Origin of the sequence: Bacillus safensis, from assembly GCF_039619585.1 — a bacterium.
GTDB lineage: Bacteria > Bacillota > Bacilli > Bacillales > Bacillaceae > Bacillus > Bacillus safensis.
The window spans coordinates 822,513-845,930 of sequence record NZ_CP154909.1; the positions used below are offsets into that span (position 1 = coordinate 822,513).

A 23,418-nucleotide genomic window follows, 5' to 3' on the forward strand; every position below is an offset into this window, starting at 1 on the left:
AGATGTCTGATTTCGATCAGCTTGTAAAAGAACAAATGCAGCTCATGGATCAGCTGCTCGATGTGCAGGGAGAACTCGATCTATGCTTAGAAACAGAAAAACAATTGCTGCAGGATGAAAAAAAAGAAGAGTGGCATAAGCTTTGTGATCAGATCAAACAGAAACGTGAGGAACTGCAAAAAGTGCAAACCTTGTTTACAAAACAGACAGAAGAGGTCATCAGCTCATATAAACAGATGGAAAAGAGTTCTAGCGTGATGTAAGTCAGTGTGCCGTTCAATTGGGTTGAATGGCTTTTTCATTTCATTTTTTAATGATGTAACGGTATAATATAATAGAGACATGTTTAGTTGGGAAATTAGGTCTTTGGACTGTTAGGTTTGTTTGTTATAGAAAGTAGGGGAGAAAATATGGGCTATCCCAAGGAAGGAGAAACCATCCAAATTCAAAGCTATAAACATAATGGCTTGATCCACAGGATTTGGAATGAAACCACCATTCTGAAAGCAACGGAATTGTGTATCATTGGTGCAAACGACCGTACAATGGTGACTGAATCCGACGGCCGTACTTGGATGACGAGAGAACCGGCTATTTGCTATTTCCATGCAAAACAATGGTTTAATGTAATTGGGATGCTTAGAGATGATGGGGTATATTATTACTGCAACATCAGCTCTCCTTTTGCGACAGATGATGAGGCAATTAAGTATATTGATTACGATTTAGACGTCAAAGTCTTTCCAGACATGACGTACAATATTTTGGATGAGGACGAATATGCAGATCATAAGAGGCAGATGAATTATCCAAAAGAAATCGATAGTATCTTAAGAGAGCATCTGAATACATTACTGCATTGGATTCACCAGCGAAAAGGTCCGTTTGCTCCTGAATTTGTGGATATGTGGTATGAACGTTTTTTACATTATACAAAATAAGCAAGAGCATCGAAAAACCTGTTTGGCTTTTTAGGCTAACAGGTTTTTGACTGCGTACGGATAAGAGGCACTGATAGATTGGGAAGGAGATTTACATGGGGGTCATTAAACGCTACATGGCTTTTGTAACACCGTATAAAAAACAGATTGCATTGACAATGGTCATCGGAATGATTAAGTTCTCGATTCCCTTAACATTGCCTCTGCTTTTAAAGTATGTCATTGATGATGTCATTCAAGGCTCGGGGTCAGCTGAAGAAAAGACATCAACTCTACTGATCATAATGGGAATCATGCTCGTATTATTTTTAGTGTTGAGGCCGCCTGTTGAATACTATAGACAATACTACGCACAGTGGACAGGCAGTAAGGTATTGTTTGATATTCGGGAGAAGCTGTTCTCGCATATTCAAAAGCTAAGTCTTCGTTATTATGCCAACACGAGAACAGGAGAAATTATTTCAAGAGTGATCAACGATGTGGAGCAGACAAAGGAATTTGTCATCACAGGGCTCATGAACATTTGGCTGGATATGATGACTGTACTGATCGTGATCGCTATTATGTGTACACTGGATCTGAAGCTCACCATCGTGTCTGTCATTATTTTTCCGCTATACGCGTTTGCAGTAAAGTATTTTTACGGACGGCTTCGTAAGCTGACAAAAGAGCGGTCACAGGCGCTGGCTGAAGTGCAAGGGCATTTGCACGAGCGTGTTCAAGGAATGCCGGTCATTCGCAGCTTTGCGATTGAAGAATATGAACAAGAGAATTTTCATGATGAAAACAAAAATTTCTTAAACAAAGCAATCAATCATACGAATTGGAATGCCAAAACATTTGCTGTCGTCAATACCATCACTGACATTGCGCCGCTGTTAATCATTGCATTTGCGGGTTATACAGTAATTAACGGATCGCTGTCGATCGGAACCATGATCGCCTTTGTCGGCTATATTGACCGGATGTACAATCCGATTCGCCGTCTCATTAACTCATCCACGACGTTAACCCAGTCCGTTGCATCAATGGATCGGATCTTTGAGTTTATTGATGAGCCATATGAGGTCACAGACCGGCCGAATGCAAAAGAAGCCAATCATTTAAAAGGAGAGGTAGAGTTTAAAAATGTGTCGTTTCGGTATGAACACACGCAGGAAGAGATTCTGCACAATATCTCCTTGAAAGTAGAAAAAGGACAAACGGTTGCCCTTGTAGGAATGAGCGGTGGAGGAAAGTCGACACTCGTCAGCTTAATTCCAAGGTTTTATGATGTCACAAACGGGTCACTTGAAATTGACGGCATTGATATAAAAGAGTACAAAGCAAGAAGTCTTCGAAATCAAGTCGGAATGGTGCTGCAGGATACATTCCTATTCAGTGACACGATTAAAGAAAATATTGCGGTTGGTGACCCTGAAGCATCTTTTGAAAAAATCGTGTCGGCTGCAAAAGCGGCAAACGCCCATGATTTTATTATGTCTCTTCCTGAAGGATATGACACGAAAGTAGGAGAACGGGGCGTGAAGCTGTCAGGCGGACAAAAACAGCGGATTTCCATTGCAAGGGTATTTCTAAAAAATCCACCGCTTTTGATTTTAGACGAAGCGACGTCCGCACTTGATTTAGAAAGTGAGCATTACATTCAAGAAGCGATGCAAAAGCTGGCGAAGGATCGCACAACTTTTATTGTCGCACACCGATTATCAACCATTACACATGCTGACCAAATTGTGGTCATGGAACAAGGCGAAATAGTGGAAAAGGGAACACACGAAGAATTAATGAATCAAGACAGCCACTATCGTCATTTATTTACCATTCAAACATTAAATTAGTAGAAGCCTATCCGATTCTAGCGGATAGGCTTTTTTATGCTTGTCAAAAACATGACATATTTCCCAGCTTGTCTCAATACAATTTTAAAAAGTATGACGGGGTGGTGAATATGTGAAAGAACAAGACGTGCTGCTAGATGTCAAACAGCTGTCCATTGCGTTTCAGCAGAAAAAGCAAAAAGTGCCCATCGTCCATCACATATCGTTCTCGATTCAAAAAGGGGAAACGTTAGGAATTGTGGGCGAATCTGGCTGCGGGAAAAGTATTACAAGCATGTCATTAATGGGATTGAATCAGCAAACCGAAACAACGGGTGAGGTTCATTTCGAAGGGCAAAATCTGCTGTCACTTTCAGAGAAAGAGTGGCGAGAGATAAGAGGAAATGACATTTCGATGATTTTCCAAGAGCCTATGACCTCTCTGAACCCATTAATGACCATCGGCAAACAAATGACGGAAGCCCTTTTCACACATCAATCAATCGGTCAAAAAGAAGCAAGAGCGAAGGCGATTGATCTTCTTCAAACAGTTGGGTTGAAGCAAGCGGAATCGTTACTTAAAAAATATCCACACGAATTATCAGGCGGCATGCGCCAGCGAGTCATGATTGCAATGGCAATGCTTTGTCACCCAAAGCTTATGATCGCTGATGAACCGACAACTGCACTTGATGTGACCATTCAAGCGCAAATCCTTCGTCTGCTCAAAAAGCTGAACGAAGAGATGGACACTGCTATTTTATTTATTACCCATGATCTAGGCGTCGTGCGGCAAATATGCCAGCGAGTCATGATTATGTATGCTGGTCGAATTGTAGAAGAAGGAACCGTTGACCGTATTTTTCAAAAACCTCTGCATCCCTACACGAAAGGTCTTTTCGCCTCAGTCCCGTCGTTTAAAGAGAAAAAAGAAAAACTCATCTCTATTGCAGGTCATGTGCCTAAGCCAGGGGCCATCCGGTCCGGCTGTCAATTTGCACCACGCTGCCCATACCAAATGCCGCAATGTCTTGAAAAAGATCCAGCCTTACAATCCATTGAACAGAATCACCGCGTGGCATGTTTTCTAATGGAAGGAGGAGAAGACACTGACTCACCCACTCTTGCAAGTGAATCAGCTGACAAAACGGTATGACACAGCCGCTTTTTTTTCTAAACATAAACAATCGACTTTGGCTTTAAATCAAGTGTCCTTTCACGTGAAGGAAGGAGAAACGCTTGGCATTGTTGGTGAATCAGGCTGCGGGAAATCAACACTTGGCAAAAGCCTAATGAGATTGACTGAACCGACGTCAGGCTCTATTCAATTAAAAGGGCAGGAGATCACCCTTCTAAAAGAACGAGACATGCGTTCCTTAAGAAAAGACATTCAAATGATCTTTCAAGATCCATATGCTTCTTTAAATCCAAGAATGAAAATCAAAGATATTTTAGAGGAACCGCTGATTGTCCATCAGCATGGGACGAAAGCAGAAAGACGGAAACGGGTAAAAGAGATGCTGCACATTGTTGGATTTGATCCTTCCTACGGAGAACGTTATGCGCATCAATTCAGCGGCGGGCAAAGGCAGCGTATCGGTATTGCTAGAGCACTTATTACGCACCCAAGTCTTGTCATTGCCGATGAACCAGTTTCGGCTTTGGATGTATCCGTTCAAGCGCAAATTTTGAATTTGATGCTTGAATTGCAAAAGACGTTTTCTCTGACGTATCTGTTTATTTCTCACGACCTTGGGGTTGTCAGATATATGAGCGACCGGATCGCCGTCATGTATGCTGGGCGCATTGTCGAGATGGGGCCTGCCGAAGATGTGTTTCACAGCCCGCTTCATCCTTATACGTCGCTGCTTCTGAAATCCATTCCACATATGGATCACGTACTAGAGGCGCAAGATGTGGCAGCAGAAGAGACCCCAATGACGGAACGCGGCAGCTGTCCTTTCTACAAAAGGTGTCCAAAAAGATGGGAGAAATGCCTGAAAGCAGTTCCTGCTTTGTATGAGGAGGCACCGGGGCACGCAGCCGCGTGTTATTTATATCAAAAGGAGGAACACAATGAAGAAGACATGGTTATTCAGTAGTTTCATTTTTGTGCTGGCACTGGCGCTCTTTTTAGGGGGATGCTCATCTTCACCGACATCAGAAGAAAAGGCAACAAAAGATACCCTCGTATTTGGCAGAGGAGGAGATTCCACTTCACTAGATCCAATCACCACAACAGAAGGCGAAACCTTCAAGGTCACAGAGAATATATTTGAAAAGCTCTTGAATTACGGTGAGAAAGACACGACCATCCATCCTGGCCTCGCAACAGAATGGGATGTTGCAAAGGACGGAAAGTCATACACGTTCTACTTAAGAAAAGGTGTGAAATTCCACGATGGCACAGACTTTAACGCAGAAGCAGTGAAATTCAATTTTGAGCGCTGGATGAATGGAGACGCAGAAAAGTTTCCTTACTATGGTATGTTTGGCGGCTATAAAAAAGATAAAGGGCATGTCATTAAAGACATCATCGTCAAAGGCGAGCATGAAATTGAATTTCAGCTAAAGCGCCCGCAGGCGACATTCCTCAAAAACATTGCTATGTCACCATTTGGCATCGCAAGTCCAGCGGCTGTTGAAAAAAGCGGCGATTCATTTAGAGAAAATCCAGTGGGGACAGGACCATTCAAGTTTAAAGAGTGGAAGCAAAACGACCGTATCGTGTTAGAAAAAAACGAGGATTATTGGCAGAAGGATAAGCCAAAGCTGAATCAAATCATCTTCCGCTCCATTCCAGAAAACTCTGCTCGTTTAAATGCCCTTAAAACAGGCGAGATCGACTTAATGGATGGCGTGAATCCGTCAGATTTAGATGGCATTAAAACCGACAAAGCACTCCAGCTCATTGAAAGACCATCGATGAACGTAGGCTATATCGGACTGACTGTCACAAGAAAGCCGCTTGATAACAAGCTCGTTCGTCAGGCACTCAATTATGCGGTCGATAAAGAATCGATTATTGAGTCATTTTATGGCGGACTTGCTGAGCCAGCAAAAAATCCATTGCCGCCAGCTTTAGAAGGCTACAATGACGACATTGAGCCATATCCGTATGATCCAGAAAAAGCGAAAGAACTATTAAAACAAGCGGGCTTCCCTGACGGCTTTCGCATCAAGCTTTGGGCAATGCCTGTACCGCGTCCATACATGCCAGATGGAATGAAGGTAGCAGAAGTCATTCAGTCAAATTTTGAAAAGGTCGGCGTCAAAGCAGAAATTGTGACATATGACTGGGCAACCTACTTAGATAAAGCAAGTAAAGGGGAAGCAGATGTGTTCTTATTAGGCTGGACAGGGGACAATGGCGATCCTGATAATTTCATCTACACTCTGCTGGACAAAGACAGCATTGGCGGTAACAACTATACATTCTTCGAAAATGATAAAATGCATGACATTTTAATTGAAGCGCAAACAGACACAGATCAAAAGAAACGAAATGAGCTGTATAAAAAAGCGCAGGAAATCATTCATGACGAAGCGCCTTGGATTCCATTGGTGCATTCGATTCCAATGCTTGCCGCTTCTAATGATTTAAAAGGCTATCAGCCGCATCCAACTGGTTCAGAAGCTTTAACTGACGTGTATTTCGAATAAGCAAATCAGGGAGATCTTGTATCTCCCTGATTCAAACAAAGAAAAAGGCGGTGAAAGCTGTTTGTTTGCTTATTGTATGAAGCGGGCAGGAATGCTCATCCCAGTACTCATCGGAATGACATTGGTCGTGTTTTCAATTATTCGTTTTATACCTGGAAATCCAGCGCAGGTCATCTTAGGACAGCGGGCAACGAAAGAGGCAGTAGAACAATTAACGATCCAGCTCGGTTTAGATCAGCCATGGTACGTTCAATACGGTCATTATATGCTTGGCCTTTTAAAAGGGGATTTAGGAACTTCCATTCGAACAGGAGCGGCTATTGCCCAGGAAATGAAGCCTTACTTATTTGCGACGTTAGAATTGACCTTTTTTGCCATGGTGCTGGCGATTGTGGTGGGAGTGAATGCCGGAATCATTAGTGCTTGGTTTAAGCATTCTTTCTTTGATTATGCCGCGATGTTTATTGCACTCATCGGAGTGTCCATGCCGATTTTCTGGTTAGGTTTAATGGGGCAGTGGCTGTTCTCGATCGAATTAGGTATTTTGCCGACAACAGGCCGAGAAAATGTAAGGAATCCAGTCGAGTCGATCACGTATATTCATACACTGGACACGCTTTTGCAAGGCCGGTTTGATCAATTCGCTGACAGCATCAAGCATTTGATCTTACCAAGTACAGCACTCGCCACAATCCCTGCTGCGATTATTGCGAGAATTACAAGGGCAAGTATGCTGGAAGTGCTTCATTCCGACTTTATTCGAACAGCAAAAGCAAAAGGAGTACGTTCATTTTTTATCATTTATCAGCATGGCCTGAAAAATGCGCTCATTCCGGTCTTGACGATTATTGGTCTTCAGACGGGCCTCTTGCTTGGTGGAGCGATTTTAACAGAAACCATTTTTGCTTGGCCGGGAATCGGACGGTATATATATGACGCCATCAGTTATCGCGATTACCCAGTCATTCAAACAGGTATTCTTGTCGTTGCGCTTATATTTGTCCTGATCAATTTCGTTGTGGACATCTTGTATGCGGTCATTGATCCAAGGATTAAATATTAGGGAGGGAGAGTGACAATATGGAAGCACAAAAAGAGCTTGAACCACCTCAGCCAAAAGATGAACGCTCTCAATCATTGATTCTTGAATCAATGAAGCAGTTCTTTCAGCATAAGCTGGCGGTCATTGGCAGTGTGATTGTCTTTTTATTTCTGATCCTAGCAATCTTTGCACCGCTCATTGCTCCTTATGGAATCAATGAACAATCACTCGGTGAGCGATTTAGTGCCCCTTCAGCTGCACACTGGTTTGGTACGGATGATTTCGGCAGAGATATATTTTCAAGAGTTGTGCATGGAGCACGGATTTCCTTATGGGTCGGCTTCTTCTCGGTCCTCGGGTCTGTCATTTTAGGCACACTGCTTGGATTGATAGCAGGCTATGGCGGAAGAGTGCTAGATGCTGTGATCTCTAGACTGTTTGATATTTTACTTGCTTTTCCTAGCATTCTATTAGCGATTGCTATTGTCTCCATTCTAGGCCCCTCCTTACAAAATGCCCTTATTGCCATTGCGATTATTAATGTCCCAACCTTTGGACGGCTCGTTCGTTCAAAAGTGCTGAGTATTAAACAAGAAGAATACGTTCTGGCAGCAAAGGCGGTTGGGATGTCACACCGCCGCATCGTACTGCGTCACATTCTGCCAAATAGTATGGTGCCAGTCATCGTCCAGGCGACGCTAGCGATCGGAACGGCAATTATTGAGGCAGCGGCTTTAGGCTTTTTAGGATTGGGTGCACAGGCGCCAAGTCCAGAATGGGGGAAAATGCTCGCCGATGCGAGACCTTATCTCGTTCAAGCCCCCTGGACATTATTCTTCCCAGGAATAGCGATCATGCTGACGGTTCTAGGCTTTAATCTGATGGGGGATGGATTAAGAGACACGCTGGATCCGAAAATGAAGAAAATAAAATAAGACCGATTCTCAGAATCGGTCTCAGCGCGCAGGCAAACCCTCGCATTCGGTGTCAGTCCTGCGTGCCGGTGCTCACGAATAATCAATTCGCTCCGCTCCGGTACTCGTTCTTCCTAGACTGCCAAGGTTTTCAGGTTACGCTGAAAAGAAGACAAAGAGCTAAAATCAAGATCATTTTAGCTCTTTGTCAACAATTTAAGACCGATTCTAGGAATCGGTCTTTTCTATTTATGCTTCTTTTTCTTCTGTCTCAATTTCACTATCTTTTGGGTGATACGTCTGGAAGCTTGTAATCAATGTATCTAAATGCTCTAATTCATCACGGTATTCGATGATGCTGGACATGACATTCAGCATGTTGTAATCGAGCAAGTCGTTTTCTTGGTTTTGCTGATGCTGAATAAATGATTTCGTTAACGTCTCAAGGCGAAGAGAGCATTCATTTTGAAATTCATCGTCCTGCGGCTTCATTTTACCGACGAATTTCATCAAGGTGCGCTCATGCCAATACAGTAAATAATCAATTTCATCCGTTAAGCTTTCCCTGAAATGCTCTGGCATTAAATGAATTTCATTTTCTAATTTATGAAGCTTTTTCAGCAAATACAGAGCGCGATTCGATGTCATAATGGCCTGCCTGAACAAAACAAGCTTTCTTGATTTGACATACGTGGTTTTCTTTAAATAGCTTCGTTCTTCTTTGTATAGCAAGTAAATATGATCTAATTTGATCATGCGTTCTTTTATTTGATCGATGTCATCCTTTAATGTGGAATGATCAGTAGACTGTCTGGAGCTCAGACGGATCCATTTTAAAATCTCCTCCGTATTTTCCATAATGTGATGAACAAGCTTTGTTTCATATTTTGGCGGCAGGAAGATTAAATTCACTAAAAATGAAGAAAGAACTCCTAACACCACAGTAGCTGTTCGGATTAGGGCAAAGGAAAGGAAATGATCCCCTGCACTTTCTAAAATCGCGATGACGGTTACAAGTGCAATCGGAATCGTGTGTTCAATCTTCAGCTTTAAATTAATGGCGATGACCATGACGGCGGTTAAACCGATAATGACTGGTCCTGTGCCAAAAAGCAGACCGAACGTAATGGCAAGCGCTGCTCCAATAATATTGGCTTGCACTTGATCAACAATGGTTAAAAAAGATCGATAAATAGATGGCTGGATAGCAAATACAGCTGCAATTCCCGCGAAGACGGGCGTTGGCAACCCAAGCCATGTTGCCAGGTAAAGCGCGAGTACAATGGCAATACCAGTTTTTAAAATACGGGCTCCAAGTTTCATTGGTTTTGTCCCTGCATTCCTTTCTTTTCGATAATAGATGATCACTCGTCATTTATCATTCATATTTTGATGAAACAACTAAGTAATATACAGCGGTCTTCCGAAATATTCAAGTGATTTTTGAAAGTTCATGAAAACATCAAAAGAAGGTATTGAGAAGAAATGTAACAGATTCGCACGCTTTTGACAAACAAGAGCTGGTAAATAAAAAAACAGGCGCATGTTTTTACGCCTGTTTGGGACTTCATTATGATTGTTTCAGCTGTGCAAATGCATGATCTACTGCTTGCAGCGTCTCAGAAATATCTTTTTCAGTATGTGCGATCGTTAAGAACCAAGCTTCATATTTAGAAGGAGCGAGGTTAATGCCTTGCGCGAGCATTAATTTGAAGAAACGGGCAAACATTTCGCCATCCGTATTTTCAGCCTGCTCGTAGTTCACAATCGTTTCTGTTGTGAAATAAATTGTGAGCGCTCCTTTTAAGCGATTCACTGTAATATCTACTTGATGCTTTTTGGCATGGGCTAAAATGCCTTCCTCTAACATAGCGCCTAGCTGATCAAGACGCTCGTAAACGCCGTCTTCTTTTAACAATTCCAAGCAGGCAATACCTGAAAGAATGGATGCAGGGTTTCCTGCCATTGTGCCAGCTTGATAGGCTGGTCCAAGCGGGGCAACTTGTTCCATAATTTCTTTTTTACCGCCGTAAGCGCCGATAGGAAGTCCGCCGCCAATAATTTTTCCTAATGCAGTGAGGTCAGGTTTTACTTGAAGCAAATCCTGTGCACCGCCATACATAAAGCGGAAAGCGGTAATGACTTCATCATAAATCACCAGTGCGCCTTTTTCATGTGTGAGGTCATTGACCTGCTGCAGGAAACCGTCCTTAGGTTCTACGATGCCAAAGTTCCCGACAATTGGTTCGACAAGGACAGCTGCTATTTCATCTCCCCAGCGATCTAATGCTTCTTTATAGCTGTCAATATCATTAAATGGAACGGTAATGACTTCATTGGCGATACTCTTTGGTACGCCCGCGGAATCGGGTGTTCCTAAAGTGGAAGGACCAGAGCCTGCAGCCACTAGCACAAGATCAGAGTGGCCGTGATAGCATCCGGCAAACTTAATGATTTTTGTTCTGCCTGTATATGCGCGAGCCACTCGAATTGTTGTCATCACCGCTTCTGTACCTGAATTGACAAAACGAACTTTGTCTAAAGCAGGCATGGCTTCCTTCAGCATTTTAGCAAAAGTGACTTCATGCTTCGTTGGTGTTCCGTAAAGGACACCTGTTTCAGCCGCTTTCGTGATGGCTTTTGTAATATGCGGGTGGGCGTGTCCTGTAATAATTGGACCGTATGCTGCCAGATAATCGATATAGCGGTTTCCGTCAACATCCCAAAAATAAGCGCCTTCTCCTCTTTCCATCGCAACGGGTGAACCGCCGCCTACTGCCTTATATGAACGAGACGGGCTGTTGACACCCCCAACAATGTGCTCCAGCGCCTCTTGATGTAATTTTTCTGATTCTGTGAATTTCATAAATAGCCTCCTATCTCAACGTATCACGTCGTCTATCATTATTTTAACATGCCGATGCAAGCGTCCTTAGTTGAATATCCTCTCAAAATTGGATAGGCTAATTAAAAAATAGGTTGGAGGGATTGTGTCATGACAATCGAAGTAGGGCAGCAAGTACCTGACATTGAATTAACCGGTGACAATGGGGAGAAAGTAAAGCTTTCTGATTTTAAAGGAAAACATATTGTTCTTTATTTCTATCCAAAAGATATGACACCAGGCTGTACAACAGAAGCATGTGATTTCCGCGACCGCCATCAAAGCTTTGCAGAATTAGATGCTGTCATTATCGGCGTAAGCCCAGACAGTCAGGACAAGCACCAAAAGTTTAAAGAAAAACATGATTTGCCTTTTCTTCTTCTTGTAGACGATGAACAGAAATTGTCTGAAGCCTTTGGGGTATGGAAGCTGAAAAAGAACTTTGGAAAAGAATATATGGGAATCGAGCGTTCAACGTTTCTGATTAATAAAGAAGGCACGCTTGTGAAAGAATGGCGAAAAGTAAAGGTAAAAGACCACGTAGAGGAAGCACTTGAGGAATTGAAAGCTCACGCTTAATATCCTCACAGGATGAGATCGGCAGTCATGCCGGTCTTTTTTGTAAAGAAGAATAGGTAAAAAAGAGGATTGTAATTGACAAAGTTTCGGCTCTGGGGGTACACTATTTATAAAGATTATAATATAAGAATATTTTTGAAGAGAGGTGCATGATGAAATGGCTGCTCACGAACTAAAAGACGCTTTAGATGCTCTAAAAGAAACCGGTGTTCGAATTACTCCGCAGCGCCATGCCATCTTGGAGTTTCTCGTAAATTCTATGACTCACCCAACCGCGGACGATATATATAAAGCACTTGAAGGAAAATTTCCAAACATGAGTGTCGCAACGGTTTACAACAATTTACGAGTCTTCCGGGAATCTGGATTAGTAAAGGAATTAACGTATGGTGATTCCTCAAGCCGATTTGATTTTGCGACATCTGACCACTACCATGCGATTTGTGAAAACTGCGGAAAAATCGTGGACTTTCACTATCCTGGCCTTGATGAAGTTGAACAGCTTGCATCCCATGTGACGGGCTTTAAAGTCAGTCATCATCGCTTGGAGATCTATGGAACTTGTCAAGAATGTGCGAAAAAAGAAAATCATTAATGAAAAAGCTGACCGTTTAAATGGTCAGCTTTTTTTATGACTTTTTTCGATTGTAGGATTCATCAAACTCTTTACCTTCTAATGCTGGATCAAGTGTAAGCGGCTCTCTGCAATGCATGCACATGTCCACCCGCCCAAGCACTTTTGTTTCCTTTTCACAGCCTGGACAAACGACACGTACAGCCTTCGTAGAAAGCATACCAATCCAAAAGTAAACGGCTGTACTTAATCCAATCGATAAGACGCCAAGCAGCATAAAGAAAGTCGACAGCCAGATCGATTCCTTGAAGAACACACCGATATACATGATCAGAAAGCCAACAAAAACCAAACTAAGTGCAAATGTTCTGATTTTATTAATCTTACTGGAGTATTTCGCCATCCCTAGTCCCCCTTATCTCCAATATAGCACATTTTACCTTTCCGTTTGAATTAGTTATAGAGTTTTGTGAATAAATTGCTTATAATGATTCAATGATCTTTTTTCATGTATTGAAGGAATTTTGATTCTATGAGGAGAAATACATAGCATTAGAGAAGAACTTTACACCCGAGTATTGGAGGAATCACTATGGAAAATCTTCTCCGTCCTATTTATCAAGAGAGAGCAAGCCATCCAGACACATTGGCTGTGATTATAGTAGAAAGAAGACATAAAGTATCTTCTGAGACGGATAACTTTGATGCAGCACTTTTAGTCATCGTAAAAGAAGCGGAAGAGCCGTTATTTATCAAGCACTATGAATCCGATCACCAAACAGCTTCTTTAAACGTTGTCACAGATGATCAACTGAAGGAATGGATTACCCTCGGCACTAACCGCCGAATCATCGATTGGATTTTGAATGGCAAAGTCCTGTTTGATCGAAATGAATATATCTTCAACTTAATTGATGAACTAAGTACATTCCCGTTTTCAAACCGCAAACTCAAAATCGGTTTAGAATATGGCAAGCTCATTCGCAGATATATAGAAGGAAAAGCATTTTTTGAGTCAAATCAATTCCTTGATGCATATAATTCCATTGTGCATGCCCTGCATCACCTAGCACGTATTGAAGTAATTGATAAAGGCTTCCACCCAGAAGTGACCGTTTGGAACCAAGTGCGTCATATGGAGCCGGAAGTATACAAACTTTATTCAGAACTGATTGAAAGCCATGAAAGCCTGCATAAACGTTTGGAACTTTTATTTTTAGCAAATGATTTTTTGATCCATTCAAAAGCAGAAATTGGTGCCGCTCATTTGCGTCATGTCATGGAACAGAAGGATATATGGCTTTTTGGTGAGCTTCTTGCACACCCTGATCTAAAGTATTTCACGCCTGACCTTAGCGTTATGATTGATTTCTTTGTGGAAAAAGGAATTGTTCAAGTGGAGCCGATTGAGACAAAGGGACAAAAAATCTATCATCGAGGATATTTTGTGAAAAAAGATATTGACGCGTGAATATTATGATGGTATATTATTAAACGTCGCTAACGAGCAACTGAGTTGCTTTGAAAGAAAAGCTGACAAAAAGAAATTCTAAAAAACGCTTGACGCACACGGTGCTCAAATGTTATATTAAGAAAGTCGCCTCTGAGCGATAACGAAGATGATCTTTGAAAACTAAACAAGACAAAACGTACCTGTTAATTCGATTTTTTATAAAAAAATCCTATGATACTTCATAGGTAGTCAGTCAAACTGGCGAGGCAGGAAATGATCACATGCTAAGTTCGCTACATCATGTAGCAACGCATGTGTGATATGCATCCTGCATACCTCGGAGAGTTTGATCCTGGCTCAGGACGAACGCTGGCGGCGTGCCTAATACATGCAAGTCGAGCGGACAGAAGGGAGCTTGCTCCCGGATGTTAGCGGCGGACGGGTGAGTAACACGTGGGTAACCTGCCTGTAAGACTGGGATAACTCCGGGAAACCGGAGCTAATACCGGATAGTTCCTTGAACCGCATGGTTCAAGGATGAAAGACGGTTTCGGCTGTCACTTACAGATGGACCCGCGGCGCATTAGCTAGTTGGTGGGGTAATGGCTCACCAAGGCGACGATGCGTAGCCGACCTGAGAGGGTGATCGGCCACACTGGGACTGAGACACGGCCCAGACTCCTACGGGAGGCAGCAGTAGGGAATCTTCCGCAATGGACGAAAGTCTGACGGAGCAACGCCGCGTGAGTGATGAAGGTTTTCGGATCGTAAAGCTCTGTTGTTAGGGAAGAACAAGTGCGAGAGTAACTGCTCGCACCTTGACGGTACCTAACCAGAAAGCCACGGCTAACTACGTGCCAGCAGCCGCGGTAATACGTAGGTGGCAAGCGTTGTCCGGAATTATTGGGCGTAAAGGGCTCGCAGGCGGTTTCTTAAGTCTGATGTGAAAGCCCCCGGCTCAACCGGGGAGGGTCATTGGAAACTGGGAAACTTGAGTGCAGAAGAGGAGAGTGGAATTCCACGTGTAGCGGTGAAATGCGTAGAGATGTGGAGGAACACCAGTGGCGAAGGCGACTCTCTGGTCTGTAACTGACGCTGAGGAGCGAAAGCGTGGGGAGCGAACAGGATTAGATACCCTGGTAGTCCACGCCGTAAACGATGAGTGCTAAGTGTTAGGGGGTTTCCGCCCCTTAGTGCTGCAGCTAACGCATTAAGCACTCCGCCTGGGGAGTACGGTCGCAAGACTGAAACTCAAAGGAATTGACGGGGGCCCGCACAAGCGGTGGAGCATGTGGTTTAATTCGAAGCAACGCGAAGAACCTTACCAGGTCTTGACATCCTCTGACAACCCTAGAGATAGGGCTTTCCCTTCGGGGACAGAGTGACAGGTGGTGCATGGTTGTCGTCAGCTCGTGTCGTGAGATGTTGGGTTAAGTCCCGCAACGAGCGCAACCCTTGATCTTAGTTGCCAGCATTCAGTTGGGCACTCTAAGGTGACTGCCGGTGACAAACCGGAGGAAGGTGGGGATGACGTCAAATCATCATGCCCCTTATGACCTGGGCTACACACGTGCTACAATGGACAGAACAAAGGGCTGCAAGACCGCAAGGTTTAGCCAATCCCATAAATCTGTTCTCAGTTCGGATCGCAGTCTGCAACTCGACTGCGTGAAGCTGGAATCGCTAGTAATCGCGGATCAGCATGCCGCGGTGAATACGTTCCCGGGCCTTGTACACACCGCCCGTCACACCACGAGAGTTTGCAACACCCGAAGTCGGTGAGGTAACCTTTATGGAGCCAGCCGCCGAAGGTGGGGCAGATGATTGGGGTGAAGTCGTAACAAGGTAGCCGTATCGGAAGGTGCGGCTGGATCACCTCCTTTCTAAGGATATATGGAGCAGCGTGCGTTTTCGTCTTGTTTAGTTTTGAAGGATCATTCCTTCAAAACATGTCTCTAGCGAGACAGGATTGTTCTTTGAAAACTAGATAACAATAAGTAATACATTCACATTGAATGCAATGCAAAGTTCATCACACATAGTGATTCTTTCTAAAGTAAGAAATGGTTAAGTTAGAAAGGGCGCACGGTGGATGCCTTGGCACTAGGAGCCGATGAAGGACGGGACGAACACCGATATGCTTCGGGGAGCTGTAAGCAAGCTTTGATCCGGAGATTTCCGAATGGGGAAACCCACTGCTCGTAATGGAGTAGTATCCATACTTGAATACATAGAGTATGAGAAGGCATACCCGGGGAACTGAAACATCTAAGTACCCGGAGGAAGAGAAAGCAAATGCGATTCCCTGAGTAGCGGCGAGCGAAACGGGAACAGCCCAAACCAAGAGGCTTGCCTCTTGGGGTTGTAGGACACTCTATACGGAGTTACAAAGGAACGATATAAGCGAAGAGGTCTGGAAAGGCCCGCCAAAGAAGGTAACAGCCCTGTAACTGAAATGTTGTTCTCTCCAGAGTGGATCCTGAGTACGGCGGAACACGTGAAATTCCGTCGGAATCCGGGAGGACCATCTCCCAAGGCTAAATACTCCCTAGTGACCGATAGTGAACCAGTACCGTGAGGGAAAGGTGAAAAGCACCCCGGAAGGGGAGTGAAATAGATCCTGAAACCGTGTGCCTACAAGTAGTCAGAGCCCGTTAACGGGTGATGGCGTGCCTTTTGTAGAATGAACCGGCGAGTTACGATCCCGTGCAAGGTTAAGCAGAAGATGCGGAGCCGCAGCGAAAGCGAGTCTGAATAGGGCGCATGAGTACGTGGTCGTAGACCCGAAACCAGGTGATCTACCCATGTCCAGGGTGAAGTTCAGGTAACACTGAATGGAGGCCCGAACCCACGCACGTTGAAAAGTGCGGGGATGAGGTGTGGGTAGGGGTGAAATGCCAATCGAACCTGGAGATAGCTGGTTCTCTCCGAAATAGCTTTAGGGCTAGCCTCAAGGTAAGAGTCTCGGAGGTAGAGCACTGATTGGACTAGGGGCCCCTACCGGGTTACCGAATTCAGTCAAACTCCGAATGCCGATGACTTATCCTTGGGAGTCAGACTGCGAGTGATAAGATCCGTAGTCGAAAGGGAAACAGCCCAGACCGCCAGCTAAGGTCCCAAAGTATACGTTAAGTGGAAAAGGATGTGGAGTTGCTTAGACAACCAGGATGTTGGCTTAGAAGCAGCCACCATTTAAAGAGTGCGTAATAGCTCACTGGTCGAGTGACTCTGCGCCGAAAATGTACCGGGGCTAAACGTATCACCGAAGCTGCGGACTGTTCTTACGAACAGTGGTAGGAGAGCGTTCTAAGGGCTGTGAAGCCAGACCGGAAGGACTGGTGGAGCGCTTAGAAGTGAGAATGCCGGTATGAGTAGCGAAAGACGGGTGAGAATCCCGTCCACCGAATGCCTAAGGTTTCCTGAGGAAGGCTCGTCCGCTCAGGGTTAGTCGGGACCTAAGCCGAGGCCGAAAGGCGTAGGCGATGGACAACAGGTTGATATTCCTGTACCACCTCCTCACCATTTGAGCAATGGGGGGACGCAGGAGGATAGGGTAAGCGCGGTATTGGATATCCGCGTCCAAGCAGTTAGGCTGGGAAATAGGCAAATCCGTTTCCCGTGAAGGCTGAGCTGTGATGGCGAGCGAAATTTAGTAGCGAAGTTCCTGATTCCACACTGCCAAGAAAAGCCTCTAGCGAGGTGAGAGGTGCCCGTACCGCAAACCGACACAGGTAGGCGAGGAGAGAATCCTAAGGTGATCGAGAGAACTCTCGTTAAGGAACTCGGCAAAATGACCCCGTAACTTCGGGAGAAGGGGTGCTTCTTAGGGTGTTAAAGCCCCGAGAAGCCGCAGTGAATAGGCCCAGGCGACTGTTTAGCAAAAACACAGGTCTCTGCGAAGCCGTAAGGCGAAGTATAGGGGCTGACGCCTGCCCGGTGCTGGAAGGTTAAGAGGAGCGCTTAGCGTAAGCGAAGGTGCGAATTGAAGCCCCAGTAAACGGCGGCCGTAACTATAACGGTCCTAAGGTAGCGAAATTCCTTGTCGGGTAAGTTCCGACCCGCACGAAAGGCGCAACGATCTGGGCACTGTCTCAACGAGAGACTCGGTGAAATTATAGTACCTGTGAAGATGCAGGTTACCCGCGACAGGACGGAAAGACCCCGTGGAGCTTTACTGCAGCCTGATATTGAATGTTGGTACAGCTTGTACAGGATAGGTAGGAGCCTTGGAAACCGGAGCGCTAGCTTCGGTGGAGGCATTGGTGGGATACTACCCTGGCTGTATTGACCTTCTAACCCGCTGCCCTTATCGGGCAGGGAGACAGTGTCAGGTGGGCAGTTTGACTGGGGCGGTCGCCTCCTAAAATGTAACGGAGGCGCCCAAAGGTTCCCTCAGAATGGTTGGAAATCATTCGCAGAGTGTAAAGGCACAAGGGAGCTTGACTGCGAGACCTACAAGTCGAGCAGGGACGAAAGTCGGGCTTAGTGATCCGGTGGTTCCGCATGGAAGGGCCATCGCTCAACGGATAAAAGCTACCCCGGGGATAACAGGCTTATCTCCCCCAAGAGTCCACATCGACGGGGAGGTTTGGCACCTCGATGTCGGCTCATCGCATCCTGGGGCTGTAGTCGGTCCCAAGGGTTGGGCTGTTCGCCCATTAAAGCGGTACGCGAGCTGGGTTCAGAACGTCGTGAGACAGTTCGGTCCCTATCCGTCGCGGGCGCAGGAAATTTGAGAGGAGCTGTCCTTAGTACGAGAGGACCGGGATGGACGCACCGCTGGTGTACCAGTTGTTCTGCCAAGGGCATCGCTGGGTAGCTATGTGCGGACGGGATAAGTGCTGAAAGCATCTAAGCATGAAGCCCCCCTCAAGATGAGATTTCCCATTCCGCAAGGAAGTAAGATCCCTGAAAGATGATCAGGTTGATAGGTCTGAGGTGGAAGCGTGGTGACACGTGGAGCTGACAGATACTAATAGATCGAGGACTTAACCTATATTCTAATGTGAAGCATGAACATTGTTATCTAGTTTTGAGAGAATATTTTTAAAATATCTCTTGATTTATTTTCAATACATAGTATAATATCTTTTGTCACTAAATTGTCTGGTGATGATGGCGAAGAGGTCACACCCGTTCCCATACCGAACACGGAAGTTAAGCTCTTCAGCGCCGATGGTAGTTGGGGGTTTCCCCCTGTGAGAGTAGGACATCGCCAGGCTTTCTTCATTCCGCAGTAGCTCAGTGGTAGAGCTATCGGCTGTTAACCGATCGGTCGTAGGTTCGAATCCTACCTGCGGAGCCAATTTGGAGAGCTGTCCGAGTGGCCGAAGGAGCACGATTGGAAATCGTGTAGGCGGTAACCCCGTCTCAAGGGTTCGAATCCCTTGCTCTCCGCCACAATTTACATAATAAAGGGCCCGTTGGTCAAGCGGTTAAGACACCGCCCTTTCACGGCGGTAACACGGGTTCGAATCCCGTACGGGTCACCATTTTTATAGAATATACACCAGCATTTTTTATTCGGAGGATTAGCTCAGCTGGGAGAGCATCTGCCTTACAAGCAGAGGGTCGGCGGTTCGAGCCCGTCATCCTCCACCATATCTTTTATATCGTCGCGGGGTGGAGCAGTTCGGTAGCTCGTCGGGCTCATAACCCGAAGGTCGCAGGTTCAAATCCTGCCCCCGCAACCAAAATGGTCCGGTAGTTCAGTTGGTTAGAATGCCTGCCTGTCACGCAGGAGGTCGCGGGTTCGAGTCCCGTCCGGACCGCCATTTTTCAAAAGAATACTTGGCTCGGTAGCTCAGTTGGTAGAGCAACGGACTGAAAATCCGTGTGTCGGCGGTTCGATTCCGTCCCGAGCCACCACTATTTGCCGGTGTAGCTCAATTGGTAGAGCAACTGACTTGTAATCAGTAGGTTGGGGGTTCAAGTCCTCTTGCCGGCACTGTTTTTCAAAAGTGGAGGGGTAGCGAAGTGGCTAAACGCGGCGGACTGTAAATCCGCTCCCTCCGGGTTCGGCGGTTCGAATCCGCCCCCCTCCACCATTTTTTGTTTTCATAGGGGCATAGTTTAACGGTAGAACAGAGGTCTCCAAAACCTCCGGTGTGGGTTCGATTCCTACTGCCCCTGCCAATTATACTTTATAATTCATTACATCTATGGCGGTTGTGGCGAAGTGGTTAACGCACCAGATTGTGGCTCTGGCACTCGTGGGTTCGATTCCCATCAATCGCCCCATTTTATTATTGGGCTATAGCCAAGCGGTAAGGCAACGGACTTTGACTCCGTCATGCGTTGGTTCGAATCCAGCTAGCCCAGTTGATGTGCGGAAGTAGTTCAGTGGTAGAACACCACCTTGCCAAGGTGGGGGTCGCGGGTTCGAATCCCGTCTTCCGCTCCAATAATGGCGGCATAGCCAAGTGGTAAGGCAGAGGTCTGCAAAACCTTTATCCCCGGTTCAAATCCGGGTGTCGCCTTTTTTGAAAAGACTGCCGGGGTGGTGGAATTGGCAGACACACAGGACTTAAAATCCTGCGGTAGGTGACTACCGTGCCGGTTCAAGTCCGGCCCTCGGCACCATTGTTTTTTAATATAAGATGCGCTCTTTTATAATCATGCCGGTGTGGCGGAATTGGCAGACGCGCACGACTCAAAATCGTGTTCCTCACGGAGTGCCGGTTCGACCCCGGCCACCGGTATCTAGTTTTAGATATTCTTTATTATCGTCAATCACAGAAGAATTAAAGAATATCAACGTTTAAAACGTCTTTCTACAAATTGTAGGAGGGCGTTTTTTATTTGTTTTTTAGCTGATTTTTCACACGATAAAATTACTTCAAATCGTTTCACTGCTGAAAGGGGACCTAGCTAAATGGCAAGACGTAAAAATATTTTAGACCAAGGTGAATTGGCAATTTTAGAAAAGGAAACTAAGTCTTATGTTGAATCATTTCGGGAAGCTATTGAATTATTTGTTTAGGACTGTGAGTAATAAATTTTTAAGGCGTTTCTTAATTCTCTAACAGCAATATGACAGAGGAACATATTAAGGAGATTACTTTTACTTTATTGATGGTTACCTTATGATTAAACTAAAGAGGCAGGATAATTGAAGAAGGATTGGATATAAATTGTACATAAGAGGTGTTGTAATGATTACGGTTAAAAATGCTGAAAGTTATCTTAAAGATAGCATTGGTGAAGATACCGATGATATAAAAAAGGTTTGGGAAACATTTAAGGCTTTTTCAAAGGAGACAGTTGAGGGCGAAGAAGATAAAGAAATTTTATTTCAGTGTGGTGTCTATGATTTTACAGGAGAGGAAGTATTTCATTTTGACTTTGTACGTCAGTTTACAGTTTATGAAGAAGATGATTATTCTCACATGGAACAACTACACTGTGAATTTTTATTTAAACCAACAAGCGAGTTAAAAAAGTTAAAGGTGGTAGAAGAATGGTCAATGGATTATGACGATATCGATCATTTTTTTTATCATATTGAAAGTATTCATGAGTTTAAAATACCTTTGAGTTTAAAGCCGATAAAATCAGAAATATATCAGGAAGAGCTTTAATTCTTCATTCATTAACGGGTGCTTTACTATAAGAGGGTATACCTTGCCTTTTTGGAATAATTTATCATCTGGTTCGACCCCGGCCACCGGTATCTGTTAAAAGTTTCATGATTGGTTTTTCCATGAACCTAACGTTTCACCCTCGTGGTAAAACGTTTTTTTGTGGTTTAAATGAGTTATTTAGATAAAAAATAGGAACCTATTAGAACATAATGAGTATGTACTTCTTTTAGCAGAATAATCTTTAGATGATTTGCAACATTTGATAAGATACATTTAACCATGTAAGGAAACAAAATGGAGCAGCACATTCACATAAAACTGTTGTACTACCTTTGAGTAACTAAATGAATATTTGTGGGTACATACACATCTTTAACTGACATCAACATGGTGACCCAGTTTGAGGGGAGAATTTATGAAAAAACAAAATGCTCATGAAGAGTTATTGACAGGTGGAAATGTCTCAAACGTATATCGTTCGGGAGATACGGTTCGTCGAGAAGTAAAGTCAGACAATATCAATATACGACGAAAGCTGCTAAAGCATTTAGAAAAAAAGAATTTCTCCTATGCTCCAAAGTTTTTAGGGGTTGATGAACAAGGTAGAGAGATATTGTCCTTCATTGAAGGCGTAGCCGGTCATGAGCCTTTAAAAGAATATATGTGCTCTCACCATGCCTTAAAAGAAATAGCGAGAATGCTTAGACTGTATCATGATGCTGTTCATGATTTTCCCATTTCAGACGATTGGGAACGAATGGACAATACGCCTGTCGAAATAGAGGTTGTGTGTCATAATGATTTTGCAATGTACAACATCATTTTCAATAATGAAAAACCAGTAGGTATCATTGATTTTGATGTAGCTGCTCCTGGTCCAAGACTTTGGGATATCGCATATACTCTGTATACATGTGTACCTATCAGTAGGTTTTTTCGCACCAAAACAGGAGACATCGTGAACTATCATTCATCAGACCATGCAGACCAGATAAAGCATAGAGTGAAACTGTTTTTTGAATCTTATGGTGAGGAAATAGCAGAAGATTATTTGGATATGGTGCTGCTGCGTTTAGAAGGATTATGTCAGTATATGAAACGAAAAGCGAGTGAGGGGGATATCGCTTTTCAAAACATGATTCAAGAAGGACATCTTGAACATTATCAAAAAGACATTCAATTTATTCATGAACATAGAAAAGAATGGATGTAAAGAGGCGGGGCGTTGTGATTATGCAAACGAAGACGATATTACAGGCTATCATTCAAGACGAGGGAGTAAATGATTATCCTCTTTTTAGACAGTACTGTGTGAGAAAAGAACAGGGTCTGCGTAAAGATGCGCTAAACGTTCTTCAGGCCTTTATTGAAGAGATGAAAGAGAACGATTTTGAAGTACAGCGGGAATTTGCTGCTTGGCTGTTTGAGTGGATTGAACGGTTTGAGGATGGTCATCATCTGCTTGTGTATCCGCTGGTAAATGGGGTAATCCAGCCTGTTTTTCAAACGTGGGAGAATGTTGATCCATTGGATGTGAGACCGTATCGCTGGCAAGGTTTGTTTGTGCATCAGGGAGAAGGGCTGCCTCATTTATTGAAGGCACTAGAGCTTGGGGGCAGCAAGGAACAGCGTGTGATTGTTCAAATTTGCGAAACCTATTTATCGGCCTTGTGGTATTCGTTTCATCATATACATGAAGATCTTTATTTAAGCACCTATGAGAAGGATCAAGAGAGAATTCAAGGGATTGAACGTGTTATGATGCTGATTCAAGATCAAAGAACTCGTACGAATGTTCAAAAACAAGCCGTCTATTATGGCCAGCTTTTAACGGACTGGATGGCGTTTCAGCAGACGGAGACAAGAGGCTTTATGAAATGGTGTGCGGAGCGTAAGAAACCGTATGAGTGGGTAGAGTCCTTTTATTATCAGCAATAGATGAGAAAACGGCAGAGTTCATTCTGCCGT

The 23,418-nt window shown here is 44.3% G+C and carries 17 protein-coding genes, 16 tRNA genes and 3 rRNA genes; 33 read left to right on the plus strand and 3 right to left on the minus strand.

The genetic code is table 11. The annotated features are described in order from the left end of the window. Window positions 1-2: 2 nt before the first annotated feature. The 8 genes from AAYR28_RS04095 to AAYR28_RS04130 all read left to right on the plus strand — a co-directional run bounded on the left by AAYR28_RS04095 (window position 3) and on the right by AAYR28_RS04130 (window position 8,398). Entirely contained in the window at window positions 3-263 is a 261-nt protein-coding gene (locus AAYR28_RS04095) for a YgaB family protein (protein ID WP_024425798.1), read from the plus strand. Window positions 264-410: 147 nt separating this feature from the next. Further along, window positions 411-941 (plus strand): nucleoside tri-diphosphate phosphatase, encoded by a 531-nt coding sequence (ntdP, locus tag AAYR28_RS04100; RefSeq protein ID WP_024425209.1) that lies wholly within the window; start codon window positions 411-413, stop codon window positions 939-941. Between the two features lie 95 nt (window positions 942-1,036). Beyond that, window positions 1,037-2,779, plus strand: coding sequence for an ABC transporter ATP-binding protein (locus AAYR28_RS04105; protein ID WP_025093468.1), 1,743 nt, complete (start codon window positions 1,037-1,039; stop codon window positions 2,777-2,779). Window positions 2,780-2,891: 112 nt separating this feature from the next. After that, the gene (locus AAYR28_RS04110; protein WP_345808935.1) at window positions 2,892-3,914 is read left to right on the plus strand and encodes an ABC transporter ATP-binding protein; all 1,023 of its coding nucleotides are present in this window, start codon (window positions 2,892-2,894) and stop codon (window positions 3,912-3,914) included. Beyond that, window positions 3,883-4,860 (plus strand): ABC transporter ATP-binding protein, encoded by a 978-nt coding sequence (locus tag AAYR28_RS04115; protein ID WP_120208556.1) that lies wholly within the window; start codon window positions 3,883-3,885, stop codon window positions 4,858-4,860. Before AAYR28_RS04110 ends, AAYR28_RS04115 begins: the two co-directional genes overlap by 32 nt. Beyond that, window positions 4,835-6,421, plus strand: coding sequence for an ABC transporter substrate-binding protein (locus tag AAYR28_RS04120; protein WP_061110602.1), 1,587 nt, complete (start codon window positions 4,835-4,837; stop codon window positions 6,419-6,421). Before AAYR28_RS04115 ends, AAYR28_RS04120 begins: the two co-directional genes overlap by 26 nt. Window positions 6,422-6,482: 61 nt before the next feature. Continuing rightward, window positions 6,483-7,484, plus strand: a complete 1,002-nt coding sequence (locus AAYR28_RS04125; protein WP_340892064.1) for an ABC transporter permease — start codon at window positions 6,483-6,485, stop codon at window positions 7,482-7,484. Window positions 7,485-7,501: 17 nt separating this feature from the next. Next, window positions 7,502-8,398 carry an ABC transporter permease gene (locus AAYR28_RS04130; RefSeq protein ID WP_025093464.1) on the plus strand — a complete coding sequence of 299 codons (897 nt, stop codon included), beginning with the start codon at window positions 7,502-7,504 and terminating at the stop codon, window positions 8,396-8,398. 228 nt (window positions 8,399-8,626) lie between these two features. Here the strand turns inward: AAYR28_RS04130 and AAYR28_RS04135 are convergent, their stop codons facing one another. Then, a complete protein-coding gene (locus AAYR28_RS04135) occupies window positions 8,627-9,700 on the minus strand; it encodes an FUSC family protein (RefSeq protein ID WP_034284217.1) in 1,074 nt (357 codons plus the stop codon). Window positions 9,701-9,947: 247 nt separating this feature from the next. Continuing rightward, window positions 9,948-11,243 (minus strand): glutamate-1-semialdehyde 2,1-aminomutase, encoded by a 1,296-nt coding sequence (locus AAYR28_RS04140; protein ID WP_034284215.1) that lies wholly within the window; start codon window positions 11,241-11,243, stop codon window positions 9,948-9,950. A 129-nt stretch (window positions 11,244-11,372) separates the two neighbouring features. On the opposite strand from AAYR28_RS04140, the gene bcp reads away from it, so the two are divergent. Together bcp and perR are read left to right on the plus strand one after the other, a co-directional pair. Next, on the plus strand, window positions 11,373-11,840 hold the full coding sequence (gene bcp, locus AAYR28_RS04145) for a thioredoxin-dependent thiol peroxidase (RefSeq protein WP_024425791.1): 468 nt from the start codon (window positions 11,373-11,375) through the stop codon (window positions 11,838-11,840). Between the two features lie 157 nt (window positions 11,841-11,997). Then, window positions 11,998-12,435 carry a peroxide-responsive transcriptional repressor PerR gene (gene perR / locus AAYR28_RS04150; protein WP_012009347.1) on the plus strand — a complete coding sequence of 146 codons (438 nt, stop codon included), beginning with the start codon at window positions 11,998-12,000 and terminating at the stop codon, window positions 12,433-12,435. Window positions 12,436-12,469: 34 nt separating this feature from the next. Here the strand turns inward: perR and AAYR28_RS04155 are convergent, their stop codons facing one another. Continuing rightward, window positions 12,470-12,817: a YgzB family protein gene (locus AAYR28_RS04155; RefSeq protein WP_024425201.1), complete on the minus strand. Its 348-nt coding sequence runs from the start codon at window positions 12,815-12,817 to the stop codon at window positions 12,470-12,472. 189 nt (window positions 12,818-13,006) lie between these two features. Between AAYR28_RS04155 and AAYR28_RS04160 the strand changes: the two genes are divergently transcribed. The 23 genes from AAYR28_RS04160 to AAYR28_RS04270 all read left to right on the plus strand — a co-directional run bounded on the left by AAYR28_RS04160 (window position 13,007) and on the right by AAYR28_RS04270 (window position 23,388). Beyond that, entirely contained in the window at window positions 13,007-13,885 is an 879-nt protein-coding gene (locus AAYR28_RS04160; protein ID WP_024425790.1) for a nucleotidyltransferase-like protein, read from the plus strand. A gap of 316 nt (window positions 13,886-14,201) precedes the next feature. After that, a 16S ribosomal RNA gene (locus AAYR28_RS04165) occupies window positions 14,202-15,750 on the plus strand. A 182-nt stretch (window positions 15,751-15,932) separates the two neighbouring features. Next, window positions 15,933-18,863, plus strand: a 23S ribosomal RNA gene (locus AAYR28_RS04170). A 109-nt stretch (window positions 18,864-18,972) separates the two neighbouring features. Continuing rightward, window positions 18,973-19,088 (plus strand): 5S ribosomal RNA (gene rrf / locus AAYR28_RS04175). Together the 16S, 23S and 5S rRNA genes with 16 tRNA genes alongside form the textbook arrangement of a ribosomal RNA operon. Window positions 19,089-19,097: 9 nt before the next feature. Further along, a tRNA-Asn gene (locus AAYR28_RS04180) sits at window positions 19,098-19,172 on the plus strand. Between the two features lie 4 nt (window positions 19,173-19,176). Then, window positions 19,177-19,267 (plus strand) — tRNA-Ser (locus AAYR28_RS04185). 17 nt (window positions 19,268-19,284) lie between these two features. After that, window positions 19,285-19,359: transfer RNA gene (locus tag AAYR28_RS04190), tRNA-Glu, on the plus strand. Window positions 19,360-19,392: 33 nt separating this feature from the next. Then, window positions 19,393-19,468: transfer RNA gene (locus AAYR28_RS04195), tRNA-Val, on the plus strand. A gap of 15 nt (window positions 19,469-19,483) precedes the next feature. Further along, window positions 19,484-19,560: transfer RNA gene (locus AAYR28_RS04200), tRNA-Met, on the plus strand. Window positions 19,561-19,564: 4 nt separating this feature from the next. Continuing rightward, window positions 19,565-19,641 (plus strand) — tRNA-Asp (locus AAYR28_RS04205). An 18-nt stretch (window positions 19,642-19,659) separates the two neighbouring features. After that, a tRNA-Phe gene (locus AAYR28_RS04210) sits at window positions 19,660-19,735 on the plus strand. A gap of 6 nt (window positions 19,736-19,741) precedes the next feature. Continuing rightward, window positions 19,742-19,814: transfer RNA gene (locus AAYR28_RS04215), tRNA-Thr, on the plus strand. 15 nt (window positions 19,815-19,829) lie between these two features. Further along, a tRNA-Tyr gene (locus tag AAYR28_RS04220) sits at window positions 19,830-19,914 on the plus strand. A 14-nt stretch (window positions 19,915-19,928) separates the two neighbouring features. Further along, window positions 19,929-20,002, plus strand: a tRNA-Trp gene (locus AAYR28_RS04225). 29 nt (window positions 20,003-20,031) lie between these two features. After that, a tRNA-His gene (locus tag AAYR28_RS04230) sits at window positions 20,032-20,107 on the plus strand. A 9-nt stretch (window positions 20,108-20,116) separates the two neighbouring features. After that, window positions 20,117-20,188 (plus strand) — tRNA-Gln (locus tag AAYR28_RS04235). Between the two features lie 7 nt (window positions 20,189-20,195). Beyond that, window positions 20,196-20,270 (plus strand) — tRNA-Gly (locus AAYR28_RS04240). A 5-nt stretch (window positions 20,271-20,275) separates the two neighbouring features. Then, a tRNA-Cys gene (locus AAYR28_RS04245) sits at window positions 20,276-20,346 on the plus strand. A 14-nt stretch (window positions 20,347-20,360) separates the two neighbouring features. After that, window positions 20,361-20,449 (plus strand) — tRNA-Leu (locus AAYR28_RS04250). Between the two features lie 37 nt (window positions 20,450-20,486). Continuing rightward, window positions 20,487-20,568 (plus strand) — tRNA-Leu (locus AAYR28_RS04255). A 453-nt stretch (window positions 20,569-21,021) separates the two neighbouring features. Continuing rightward, entirely contained in the window at window positions 21,022-21,447 is a 426-nt protein-coding gene (locus AAYR28_RS04260; RefSeq protein WP_029707812.1) for a hypothetical protein, read from the plus strand. Between the two features lie 418 nt (window positions 21,448-21,865). Beyond that, complete coding sequence (locus AAYR28_RS04265; protein ID WP_120207542.1) at window positions 21,866-22,663, plus strand: phosphotransferase; 798 nt, start codon at window positions 21,866-21,868, stop codon at window positions 22,661-22,663. A gap of 20 nt (window positions 22,664-22,683) precedes the next feature. Then, on the plus strand, window positions 22,684-23,388 hold the full coding sequence (locus AAYR28_RS04270) for a hypothetical protein (protein ID WP_120207565.1): 705 nt from the start codon (window positions 22,684-22,686) through the stop codon (window positions 23,386-23,388). Window positions 23,389-23,418: the final 30 nt, after the last annotated feature.